The sequence below is a fragment of the Aequorivita sinensis genome (assembly GCF_006346335.1).
Classification (GTDB): Bacteria; Bacteroidota; Bacteroidia; order Flavobacteriales; family Flavobacteriaceae; genus Aequorivita; species Aequorivita sinensis.
Genome location: NZ_VDMC01000011.1, coordinates 1 through 13,489, shown reverse-complemented (window position 1 = coordinate 13,489; position 13,489 = coordinate 1). Strand labels below are relative to the sequence as shown.

6 protein-coding genes are annotated in these 13,489 nt (G+C 36.7%); 5 read left to right on the top strand and 1 reads right to left on the bottom strand.

Annotated features, from left to right (window positions below; genetic code table 11):
- Positions 1-51 precede the first annotated feature (51 nt).
- From rplL to FHP04_RS11055, 4 genes are all read left to right on the top strand, one after another.
- A complete protein-coding gene (gene rplL / locus FHP04_RS11070; protein ID WP_139856211.1) occupies positions 52-429 on the top strand; it encodes a 50S ribosomal protein L7/L12 in 378 nt (125 codons plus the stop codon).
- A gap of 147 nt (positions 430-576) precedes the next feature.
- On the top strand, positions 577-4,389 hold the full coding sequence (gene rpoB / locus FHP04_RS11065) for a DNA-directed RNA polymerase subunit beta (RefSeq protein WP_139856210.1): 3,813 nt from the start codon (positions 577-579) through the stop codon (positions 4,387-4,389).
- 89 nt (positions 4,390-4,478) lie between these two features.
- Positions 4,479-8,780, top strand: a complete 4,302-nt coding sequence (rpoC, locus tag FHP04_RS11060) for a DNA-directed RNA polymerase subunit beta' (protein ID WP_139856209.1) — start codon at positions 4,479-4,481, stop codon at positions 8,778-8,780.
- Between the two features lie 94 nt (positions 8,781-8,874).
- A complete protein-coding gene (locus FHP04_RS11055; protein ID WP_139856208.1) occupies positions 8,875-9,192 on the top strand; it encodes a DUF3467 domain-containing protein in 318 nt (105 codons plus the stop codon).
- A 122-nt stretch (positions 9,193-9,314) separates the two neighbouring features.
- Here the strand turns inward: FHP04_RS11055 and FHP04_RS11050 are convergent, their stop codons facing one another.
- Positions 9,315-10,907 (bottom strand): peptide chain release factor 3, encoded by a 1,593-nt coding sequence (locus tag FHP04_RS11050; RefSeq protein ID WP_139856207.1) that lies wholly within the window; start codon positions 10,905-10,907, stop codon positions 9,315-9,317.
- Between the two features lie 981 nt (positions 10,908-11,888).
- Between FHP04_RS11050 and FHP04_RS11045 the strand changes: the two genes are divergently transcribed.
- Positions 11,889-13,489, top strand: a 1,601-nt coding sequence (locus FHP04_RS11045) for a hypothetical protein (protein ID WP_139856206.1), incomplete at its 3' end; no start/stop codon positions are given.

Below are 13,489 nucleotides of genomic sequence, written 5' to 3'. Positions count from 1 at the left end.
CATTGCACTAATTAATTTATATAAACACAATTATTTTTAAAAACGATAGAAATGGCAGATTTGAAAGATTTCGCAGAACAATTGGTTAACCTAACAGTAAAAGAAGTTAATGAGTTAGCTACAATATTAAAAGACGAGTACGGTATTGAGCCTGCTGCTGCAGCTGTTGCTGTTGCTGCTGGTGGTGCTGCTGCTGGTGGAGACGCTGCAGATGAGCAATCAGAATTTGATGTAATTCTTAAAGGTGCTGGTGCATCTAAACTTGCAGTAGTAAAACTAGTTAAAGAATTAACTGGTGCTGGTCTTAAAGAAGCAAAAGAATTAGTTGATAACGCACCTTCTCCAATTAAAGAAGGAATTGCTAAGGATGAAGCTGAAGCATTAAAAGCGCAACTAGAAGAAGCTGGAGCAGAGGTTGAGCTTAAGTAAGCTTATTACGTTCCAAACCCTAAGGTTTAGGTCTTCCGTCCCGTTATTATCGGGGTCGGAAAGGCCTAAACCATTTTGCGTATATAATGGTTAACACCTTTTTTATACGTTTATTCAATATTATTTTAATTAAAATTCCGTCCATAGATGTCAGCAACGCAAACTGAAAGATTGAATTTTTCCTCTGTAAAAAATAAGCCGGATTATCCCGACTTTTTGGACATTCAGATAAAGTCCTTCCAGGATTTTTTCCAATTGGAAACCAAATCAGAAGAAAGAGGCCAAGAAGGTTTATATAAAACCTTTTTGGAAAATTTCCCAATTACCGATACTCGTAACCAATTCGTTTTAGAGTTCTTAGACTATTTCGTGGATCCGCCAAGATATTCCATCCAGGAATGTATTGAACGTGGTCTTACTTATAGTGTGCCTTTAAAAGCAAGGTTAAAACTATACTGTACAGACGCAGAGCACGAAGACTTTGAAACTATTGTTCAGGATGTTTACCTAGGTACTATCCCTTATATGACTCCTAGCGGAACTTTCTGCGTTAATGGAGCTGAACGTGTTGTTGTTTCTCAACTTCACCGTTCTCCAGGGGTGTTCTTTGGTCAGTCTTTTCACGCCAACGGAACTAAACTATACTCTGCCAGAGTAATTCCTTTTAAAGGATCGTGGATTGAATTTGCCACAGATATTAACAGCGTAATGTACGCGTACATTGACCGTAAGAAAAAATTACCTGTTACAACCCTTTTCAGAGCTATCGGTTTTGAAAGAGATAAAGATATTCTCGAAATTTTTGATCTTGCAGAAGAAGTTAAGGCTTCAAAAACAGGACTTAAAAAATATATTGGGCGTAAACTAGCTGCCCGTGTGCTAAAAACTTGGCACGAAGATTTCGTTGATGAAGATACTGGTGAAGTAGTTTCTATTGAACGTAACGAAATTATCTTGGACCGTGATACTGTTCTTGAAAAAGAACACATTGACGAAATTATAGATTCAGGAAGCAAAACTGTTCTTTTACACAAAGAAGAAAACCAGTTAGCCGACTATGCTATTATTCACAATACATTACAAAAAGACCCTACTAACTCTGAAAAAGAAGCAGTAGAACACATATATAGACAACTTCGTAATGCTGAGCCGCCAGATGAGGAAACTGCTCGTGGAATTATCCATAAGCTTTTCTTTAGCGACCAAAGATATAATCTTGGTGAGGTTGGGCGTTATAGAATGAACAAAAAACTTGGTCTTGATATCGCAATGGATAAGCAGGTGCTTACTAAAGAAGATATCATTACCATTGTAAAATATTTAATCGAGCTTATTAACTCTAAAGCTGAGATTGATGATATTGACCACCTTAGCAACCGTCGTGTACGTACTGTAGGTGAGCAATTATCTCAACAGTTTGGTGTTGGTCTTGCTCGTATGGCGCGTACTATTCGCGAGCGTATGAACGTTCGTGATAACGAGGTGTTTACACCTATCGATTTGATTAATGCAAAGACATTGTCTTCTGTAATTAACTCATTTTTTGGTACAAACCAGCTTTCACAGTTTATGGACCAAACAAACCCACTTGCTGAGATTACGCATAAGCGTCGTCTATCTGCATTAGGGCCAGGAGGTTTATCACGTGAAAGAGCAGGTTTCGAGGTTCGTGACGTTCACTATACACACTATGGTCGTCTTTGTCCTATTGAAACTCCTGAAGGGCCAAACATTGGTCTTATTTCATCACTTTCGGTTTATGCAAAGGTTAATAACCTTGGGTTTATTGAAACTCCATACCGTAAAGTAAATGACGGAAAAATAGATTTTAAAAATGAGCCAATCTACCTTTCTGCTGAAGAAGAGGAAGATATGCACATTGCACAGGCAAACATTCCATTAACAGACGATGGTGTTATCGATACCGATAAGGTTATTGCGCGAATGGAAGGTGATTTCCCACTTGTGGATCCTGTAACTTTAAACTATGCCGATGTTGCGCCTAACCAGATTGCATCTATTTCTGCATCTCTAATTCCATTCTTGGAGCATGATGATGCTAACCGTGCATTGATGGGATCGAACATGATGCGTCAGGCTGTACCTTTATTAATTGCAGATTCTCCAATCGTTGGAACTGGTCTTGAAAGACAAGTTGCTTCTGATAGCCGTGTTTTGATTAACGCAGAAGGAGATGGTGTAGTTGAATACGTTGATGCAAACGAAATTACTATTAAATACGACCGTACTGAAAACGAACGTATGGTAAGTTTTGATAGCGATTCTAAAACATATCAACTAGTAAAATTCAGAAAGACAAACCAAGGAACTTCTATTAACCTTAAGCCTATTGTAAGCAAAGGGGATAGAGTTAAAAAAGGACAGGTTCTTTGCCAAGGTTATGCTACTGAAAAAGGTGAACTAGCGCTAGGGCGTAATATGAAGGTTGCCTTCATGCCTTGGAAAGGTTATAACTTTGAGGATGCAATTGTAATTTCTGAAAGAGTAGTACGTGAAGATATATTCACCTCTATTCATATTGACGAATACTCATTAGAAGTTCGAGATACTAAGTTAGGTAACGAAGAATTGACAAATGATATTCCAAACGTTTCGGAAGAAGCTACTAAAGACTTGGATGAGTATGGAATGATTAGAATTGGTGCCGAGGTAAAACCTGGTGACATTCTTATCGGAAAAATTACTCCAAAAGGAGAAAGTGATCCAACTCCGGAAGAGAAACTTCTTCGCGCTATTTTTGGTGATAAAGCTGGTGATGTAAAAGATGCATCGTTAAAAGCTTCACCTTCATTAAACGGTGTAGTAATAGACAAGAAATTGTTTGCTCGTGCTGTTAAAGATAAGCGCAAACGTGCGAAGGATAAAGAAGACATCGCAGAACTTGAAGCAAAATACGAAAGCAAATTCGTAGCCTTACAAGATAAGTTAGTTGAAAAACTATTCACAATCGTAGGAGGTAAAACTGCTCAAGGAATAAGCAATGATTTAGGTGAAATAGTATTCCCTAAAGGTAAAAAGTTTACATTAAAAATGCTTAACTCTGTTGACGATTACACCCACTTAACTGGAGGTACTTGGACAACCGATGATGAAACCAATGCGTTGGTTGCAGATTTAATGCACAACTATAAAATTAAGGAAAACGACCTTCAAGGTAACTTGCGTCGTGAGAAGTTTACTATCTCTGTAGGAGATGAGCTTCCTTCTGGAATTTTAAAACTAGCAAAAGTTTACATCGCTAAAAAGCGTAAACTTAAAGTTGGGGATAAAATGGCAGGACGTCACGGAAACAAGGGTATTGTTGCACGTATTGTACGTGAAGAAGACATGCCATTCCTAGAAGACGGAACTCCTGTAGATATTGTATTGAACCCACTTGGTGTACCATCTCGTATGAACATTGGGCAGATATACGAAACCGTTCTTGGATGGGCTGGTCAAAAATTAGGTCGCAAATTCGCAACTCCAATTTTTGATGGTGCAGTCATCGATCAGATAAATGAATATACTGATGAAGCTGGAATACCAAGATACGGGCATACTTACTTATATGATGGTGGAACTGGTAAGCGTTTCGATCAACCTGCAACTGTAGGTGTGATTTATATGTTGAAACTAGGTCACATGGTAGATGATAAGATGCACGCGCGTTCCATTGGACCATACTCACTTATTACGCAACAACCACTTGGTGGTAAAGCACAATTTGGTGGTCAGCGTTTTGGAGAAATGGAGGTTTGGGCTCTAGAAGCATACGGTGCATCTAGTACGCTTAGAGAAATATTGACTGTTAAATCTGATGATGTTATTGGAAGGGCTAAAACCTACGAGGCAATCGTAAAAGGTGAAACTATGCCAGAACCAGGATTACCAGAATCGTTCAACGTACTTATGCACGAATTGAAAGGATTGGGTCTTGACATTAGATTAGAAGAATAAAGATAAACCCCTTCACAACCGTGAAGGGAAATCTTAAATTTCTTCCGAGGAATTAAACCCTCATTTAACAACAAAGTTTATTTTAAATCATGATGAACAGAAATAAAGAAAACACAGTACAGAAATTCGACAAGATTTCTATTGGTTTGGCCTCTCCTGAATCTATTTTGGCAGAATCACGTGGAGAAGTTCTAAAACCCGAAACAATAAACTACCGTACGCACAAGCCAGAGCGTGACGGACTTTTCTGTGAGCGTATTTTTGGTCCTGTAAAGGATTACGAGTGTGCCTGTGGTAAATATAAAAGAATTCGCTACAAAGGTATCGTTTGTGACCGTTGTGGTGTAGAAGTAACAGAGAAAAAAGTGCGTCGTGACCGTGTTGGGCATATCAACTTAGTTGTTCCTGTTGCACACATTTGGTACTTCCGTAGTCTTCCTAACAAAATTGGTTACCTTCTTGGATTACCATCTAAGAAACTGGATATGATTATTTACTACGAACGTTACGTAGTAATTCAACCAGGTGTAGCTAAATATGAAAGTGGAGAAGATGTTAAGAAACTAGACTTCCTTACAGAAGAAGAGTATCTTGATATTTTAGAAACAATTCCACAAGATAACCAGTACTTGGAAGATACAGATCCTAACAAATTTATTGCGAAGATGGGAGCAGAGTGCTTGATCGATCTTTTGCAAAGAATTGACTTGGACACTTTATCGTACGACTTACGTCATAAAGCAAACAACGAAACTTCTAAACAACGTAAAACAGAAGCTTTAAAGCGTCTTCAAGTTGTAGAAGCACTTCGTGATGCTAATAAAAACCGCGAGAACAAAGCTGAGTGGATGATTATGAAAGTAGTTCCGGTAATTCCACCAGAACTTCGTCCATTAGTACCCCTTGATGGTGGTCGTTTCGCGACTTCAGATTTAAATGATTTATACCGTCGTGTAATTATTCGTAACAACCGTTTGAAGCGATTAATGGAGATTAAAGCTCCAGAGGTAATTCTACGTAACGAAAAGCGTATGCTTCAAGAAGCGGTAGATTCATTACTTGATAACACGCGTAAATCTTCTGCAGTAAAAACTGACAGTAACCGTCCGCTTAAATCACTTTCAGATTCATTGAAAGGTAAGCAAGGTCGTTTCCGTCAAAACTTACTTGGTAAACGTGTAGATTATTCAGCGCGTTCGGTAATTGTTGTAGGACCAGAACTTAAATTATTTGAGTGTGGTCTTCCTAAAGATATGGCTGCCGAGCTTTACAAGCCTTTTGTAATCCGTAAATTGATTGAAAGAGGAATTGTAAAAACTGTAAAATCTGCAAAGAAAATTATAGATAAAAAAGAGCCTGTAGTTTGGGACATCCTTGAGAATGTATTAAAAGGTCACCCGGTAATGCTTAACCGTGCCCCTACTTTGCACAGGCTAGGTATTCAAGCTTTCCAACCTAAATTAATTGAAGGTAAAGCAATACAACTACACCCATTAGTGTGTACTGCGTTTAACGCGGATTTCGATGGTGACCAGATGGCTGTTCACTTACCACTAGGGCCAGAGGCAATTTTAGAATGTCAGTTATTGATGCTTGCATCTCACAACATTCTAAACCCTGCAAATGGTTCGCCAGTTGCTGTACCTTCTCAGGATATGGTTTTAGGTCTTTACTATATGACCAAACTAAGAAAATCTACTGAAGATGTTAAGGTAAAAGGTGAGGGTCTTACTTTCTATTCGGCTGAAGAAGCAATTATTGCTTACAACGATGGACAAGTAGATTTGAACGCTGAAATTAAAATTAGAACTAAAGATTTCAACGAAAATGGTGAGTTAACAATGCAAATTATCACTACCACTTTAGGTAGAGTAATCTTTAACGAAAAGGTTCCTGCTGAAGCTGGTTTTGTTAACGAAGTATTGACTAAAAAATCTCTTCGTGATATTATCGGGAAAATCTTAAAAGTAACTTCAGTACCTGTTACTGCAGACTTCCTAGATGAAATTAAAACTTTAGGATATAAATTCGCTTTTGAAGGCGGACTTTCATTCAGCTTAGGTGATATTATTATCCCTGCTGAAAAACAAAGTATGATTGATAATGCAAACTCACAAGTTGACGGTATTATCAACAGTTATAACATGGGTCTTATTACCAATAACGAACGTTACAACCAAGTTATTGATATTTGGACTGCAACTAACGCAGAGCTTACCGAGCTATCTATGAAGCGTATACGCGAAGATCAGCAAGGATTTAACTCGGTGTATATGATGCTTGATTCTGGTGCGAGGGGTTCTAAAGAACAAATTCGTCAGTTAACAGGTATGCGTGGGTTGATGGCAAAACCTAAGAAATCGAACTCAGGTGGAGGTGAAATTATTGAAAACCCAATTCTTTCTAACTTTAAGGAAGGTCTTTCAATTCTTGAATACTTTATCTCTACTCACGGTGCTCGTAAAGGTCTTGCGGATACCGCACTTAAAACGGCAGATGCGGGTTACTTAACACGTCGTCTAGTTGATGTTTCACAAGATGTTATTGTTAATGAAGAAGACTGTGGTACATTACGTGGTATTGAAGTTTCAGCATTAAAGAAAAACGAAGAAGTAGTAGAGACTTTAGGAGCTAGAATTGTTGGGCGTACTGCGCTTAACGACGTTATTCACCCACTAACTAAAGAAGTATTAGTAAGTGCTGGAGAACACATTTACGAAGAGATAGCAGATGCTATTGAGGCATCACCATTAGATAGTGTAGAAGTTCGTTCTGCATTAACTTGTGAGGCTAAAAAAGGTATATGTGCACAGTGTTACGGTCGTAACCTTGCAACCAATAAAATGGTACAACGAGGTGAGGCAGTTGGTGTTGTAGCAGCTCAATCAATTGGAGAACCTGGAACTCAGCTTACACTTCGTACTTTCCACGTGGGAGGTATTGCAGGTAACATTTCTGAACAAAATAACTTAACGGTTAAATTTGACGGAAAGGCTGAAATTGAAGATCTTAAAACTGTAAAAGGTGAAGATAATCAAGGAAATGCTGTGGATATTGTTATTTCTCGTACTTCAGAATTGAAATTAGTAGATAAACAAACAGGAATTACGCTTAGTACAAATAACATTCCTTACGGTTCAACATTACTTGTTAAGAGTGGTGATTCAGTAAAAGCAGGAGATGTAATCTGTACTTGGGATCCATATAACGGTGTAATTATTTCAGAATTTGCTGGAAAAATTAAATACGAAAACATCGTTCAAGGTGTAACGTATCAAGTTGAGATTGATGAGCAAACAGGATTCCAGGAAAAAGTAATTTCTGAATCAAGGGATAAAAAACGTATTCCAACCCTACAAATTCTAGGTAAGAAAGACGAAGTAATTCGTTCTTACAACTTACCAGTTGGTGCACACATTATGGTGGACGACAACGATAAGATTAAAGTAGGAAAGGTGCTTGTTAAGATTCCACGTAAATCTGCAAAATCAGGAGATATTACAGGAGGTCTTCCTCGTGTTACCGAGCTTTTCGAAGCGCGTAATCCTTCAAATCCAGCTGTGGTTAGCGAAATTGATGGTGTGGTTTCATTTGGTAAAATTAAACGAGGTAACCGAGAGATTATCGTTGAGTCTAAATTAGGCGAAGTAAAAAAGTATTTGGTAAAATTATCAAGCCAAATTCTAGTTCAAGAAAACGATTACGTTCGAGCAGGTATGCCATTATCTGATGGTTCTATTACTCCAGAAGACATTCTTCGCATTAAAGGCCCATCTGCAGTACAGCAATATCTTGTGAACGAAGTTCAAGAGGTTTACCGTCTGCAAGGGGTGAAGATTAACGACAAGCACTTCGAGGTTGTTGTTCGTCAAATGATGCGTAAGGTGAGAATTGAAGATCCGGGAGATACTACTTTCCTTGAGAATCAATTAGCTCATAAAGATGACTTTATCGAAGAAAACGATAAGTTATTCGGAATGAAAGTGGTTACAAATTCAGGTGATTCTGAAAACTTGAAAGAAGGTCAAATTCTTTCTCCTCGTGCCCTTCGTGATGAAAACTCTTTATTGAGAAGAAATGATAAAGAGCTTGTAGAGGCTCGTGATGTTGTTACTGCAACTGCTACTCCTGTACTTCAAGGTATTACGAGAGCGTCGTTACAGACTAAGTCATTCATCTCTGCAGCTTCCTTCCAGGAAACTACTAAAGTGTTAAACGAAGCAGCTGTGGCTGGTAAGGTTGATACATTAGAAGGCTTGAAAGAAAACGTTATTGTAGGTCATAAGATACCAGCCGGTACAGGTATGCGTAGATATGACACTATAATAGTGGGATCGAAACAAGAATTGGAAGAAATGAATAAAGCTAAAGAAGAAGTTAATTATAACTAATTTTTATATAAAGGTGCGTTTTTAGAAACGCACCTTTTATATTTTCAGTTTTTATTCATTAAATAATATAGTATAAAACAGCAAATTTTTAGCAATGTCAGATCAAAAGAAACAACCCAAACAAGGCCAGATAAATATTGAGTTAGACGAAGGTGTAGCCCAAGGTATATACAGCAATTTAGCTATCATTAATCATTCTGTTTCTGAATTTGTGGTTGACTTTGTAACTATAATGCCAGGAGTTCCTAAGAGTAAAGTGAAGTCTAGAATTATCTTGACACCACAACACGCTAAGCGATTTTTAAAGGCATTAAACGATAATGTTAAACGATTTGAACAAGCCCACGGCGAAATCAAAGACTATGAGCAACCGCCTATGCCTTTGAACTTTGGCCCAACAGGCGAAGCATAAAAAAAGCCCCAATTTTTGGGGCTTTTTTTATGCTTTAATTTTTAATAAACTAAACCTATATTTCTACTTAAAATAAAGGCAGCAAACGTTGCTTCGTATTAAGCTTTTGAAGGCTTTTTATTCTATTTCTCAAACTCACTTACAAAATGCAATTTCACATTTGGATATTTAGATTGGGTCATTTGTAGTGTAAATGCTGAATCGGCGAAGAATACAAGTTGACCGCGTTTATCCTTTGCTAAAAATTTGGATTTAACTCTTTTGAAATCGGCGAATTCAGCGCTTTTAGGATCTTGCGCTTCTACCCAACAAGCTTTGTGTACATTCAAGTTTTCATAAGAACAACTTGCGCCATATTCGTGTTCAAGTCTGTACTGAATAACTTCAAACTGAAGAGCACCAACAGTTCCTATTACTTTACGTCCGTTTAATTCAAGTGTAAATAACTGTGCAACACCTTCGTCCATTAATTGGTCAATACCTTTTTCAAGTTGCTTGCTCTTCATAGGATCAGCATTGTTGATATATTTAAAGTGTTCTGGTGAAAAGCTAGGAATTCCTTTATAGAGCATTTCTTCACCTTCAGTAAGCGTATCGCCAATTTTAAAGTTCCCTGTATCGTGCAGTCCTACTATATCGCCAGGGTAGGAGATATCTACTATTTGTTTCTTTTCAGCAAAGAAAGCATTCGGGCTACTAAATTTCATTTTTTTACCATTGCGAACGTGTAGATAAGGTGAGTTTCGTTCGAAAGTACCTGATACAATTTTTACGAAAGCCAATCTATCGCGATGCTTAGGGTCCATATTTGCGTGAATTTTAAATACAAAACCTGAAAAAGCTTTTTCATCTGGATGGACTAAACGAGTATTGCTTTCTTTTGGACGTGGAGTAGGAGCTATTTCAATGAAGCAATCCAGCAATTCACGTACACCAAAATTATTTAAAGCAGATCCAAAAAATACAGGTTGTAACTCTCCATCTAAATACTCTTGCCCGTCAAAATCCGGATAAACTTCTTGTACTAACTCAATTTCTTCACGAAGAGTTTCAGCTGCTTTTTCACCAACTAATTTGTCTAGTTCTGAACTATTTAAGTCTTCTATTTCAATCGTTTCCTCTATGTTTTTTCTACTATCACCACTAAAAAGGTTTATATTTTTTTCCCAAACGTTATAGATTCCCTTAAAGTCGTAACCCATTCCAATTGGAAAACTAAGAGGCGTAACACGTAAGTGAAGCTTTTGTTCAATTTCGTCTAACAAATCAAAAGCATCTCTTCCTTCTCTATCAAGTTTATTCACGAACACAATCATTGGGATGTTTCGCATTCTACATACTTCTACAAGCTTTTCAGTTTGTTCCTCAACCCCTTTTGCAACGTCTATAACAACAATTACGCTATCCACAGCAGTAAGTGTTCTAAATGTATCTTCAGCAAAATCCTTGTGTCCTGGAGTATCGAGAATATTAATCTTTATACCTTCATATTCAAATGCCAAAACTGAAGTTGCTACAGAAATACCACGTTGTCGTTCTATTTCCATAAAGTCACTAGTAGCACCTTTTTTAATCTTGTTGTTTTTTACAGCTCCAGCTTCATTAATAGCTCCACCAAAGAGTAGAAGTTTTTCTGTAAGTGTAGTTTTACCAGCATCGGGATGCGCAATAATACCGAAAGTTCTTCGGCGCTTAATTTCTTTTGTTAAAGACATAATCGTTTTTCGTATATGTTGCAAAGATAAAGTTTGTTATTGGAGAAATAAACTGATGCGGTCGTAAAAAGAGGGGAATTATTATATAGTTGTATTTTATAAAGGTTTAAAAATGCCTAATATATATTTAGACTCAAGCATTTTTGCTATAGGAAGGTTATAAATATATTTAATGAATGAACTTCTATTGCCTTAGATTATACACTTCATTTTGTTGTTGAAATAAACTAAAATTGAAGGCGTGATTTAGTTTATTAATTGTGTAAATGTCGAGCATGTCTGTTAAATCGTTAACTTTGTTTAACATTATAGCGTGTTTTATTATAAAAACGTTAGGATATACGTGTTAGTACGTATATGATATTTTGGAAAATTATGGTACGTTTGTTCTAAAGTTAAGTAGTTGTTGTTCATTTGAACGTGTAAATTGCTTTTCTAAAACTATCCCCATAGAAGCTTTTTTTTAAAAGTTTTGTATCAAGAATTCCCCACTTCAATCTTGATAATTGATTATAAATTTAAGATTTTAAGACTGTCTCCTCTCAAGTTTTGTTTTAAAAAATGATATTATAGTTACATAAGAATATATACCCTAAATTCTTATTTGAAAGAAATAAAGTAAAGTTATATTAAACTCAGACCCAACTCCTCACTGGTCATTTAGGATATATTTTATTTAAAGATATTTTTTGAACTCATAGGCTAGTTCACTTATCCCCACAGGCGCCTTTAGATTTTGTGTACAATAATTTGTTTAGAAACTAATCAATATGAGTTTTTACTCGAATAATTGAGTGGCTTTCTTGACTGATTAAGGTTCTTACTATAAATATGAAAATAAACGACCCATATATAATAAATACAGAATGTTTTATGGAAATGGAATTCACAATTTTCTTGTTGTAAAGCAGACTTGTTAATTACCTAATGCTAGCGTAGTAGCATTTTTCTTTTTAAAAAAGGATTAAAAAAACTGAGGATATGTATAAAATTACTTCTTACAAACACATAAAAAGATTCTCTCTTTTTATACTTATATGTTTAATTTCAAGTATTGGGGTTTTACATTCGCAAACGGTTAATGTTACCGTTCCAACCGGAGGATTTCAAATGGATGGAGATTTAGCGTCCAATACTCCAGCAACTGGTGTTGGAGATTGGGTACAGGGACCTATTGGTTTAGGTGGATTTGTATTAAACAATAATGGTACTCCTGTTGACCCCAACATTACTAGGTTGGTACGTGATGAATATAACGGTGGAGATAATATATTAAAACAAGGGAAATTAAATGACGACCCTAATACTTGGACTTGGGCCTTAGGAAAAGCTACAGGTAAAGGTGATATTAATAACGTAATGTATCACCTAGGTAAGGAACAGACTAGTGGGGATGAATGGATTTTTGTTGGGGGTGACCGTATGGAAACAAATGGTACTAGTTATATAGACTTTGAATTTTTACAGAATACAATAACTACTACAGGTGTTACTAGTGGGGGATTTAGTTCAGCTGGACCAGATGGTGGTCGTACTATAAATGATATACTTTTAACTGTTGAGTACGCTAATGGTGGATCATCGCCAACCGTTCATTTGTATTTATGGAAACATCTTGGAGGATCAAATTATGGATATGTTTCACAAACTTTAGGTCCTAATGGATTTGGAGCCACAAATACTGTAAATGTAAATGTGCCTTTTGGAAGCTTTGGATCCAATAATTATATTCCTTATCAATTTGCAGAAGCAGCTATAAATTTAACAGATTTTTTTGGCTCATTACCTGACCCATGTATTGGAGTTAGTATTAAAACTTTATTAGTAAAAACCAAACAATCTACATCTTCTACAGCATCATTAAATGATTTTGTTTCTCCAATTCAAGTTGAACTTAGTTTCGGGACTGCAGAAATTGATTACGGCGGAGATGGAAGTTTTTGTGAAGGTGGGGGTAATATTATGGTTAACCAAACTGGTATTACAGGAGGAACATATTCTGCATCACCAGCAGGTTTAAGCATTGATTCTACAACAGGAACAATTGATATTCAGAATAGTAATCTAGGTACTTATACTGTAACTTATTCATATAGTACCAACGGATGTAATAAAACTGCCACAACTACTGTTAAAATAGTTAAAGCACCAGACCAACCAACTGCTGATGTAGTTCAACCAACCTGTGAAACACCTTCAGGTAAAATTTCAATTACAGCTCCATTGGGTGCAGGATTTGAATACAGTATTGATGGCACGAACTATCAGGCTTCAGTAGACTTTATTAACTTAAACTCTGGTACTTATAGTGTAACGGCTCGAAATACTTCAGATCCTACGTGTGTTTCTACAGCTTTATCTGTAACGATTAATGATGTGCCAAATGCACCAGCTACACCAACTGCTGATGTAGTTCAACCAACGTGTGCAGTACCAACAGGTAAAATTTCAATTACAGCTCCACTAGGTGTAGGATTTGAATACAGTATAAATGGCACGGATTATCAGGCATCAGTAGATTTTGATGGCTTAACCTCCGGTACTTATAGTGTAACGGCTCGAAATACTTCAGATCCTACGTG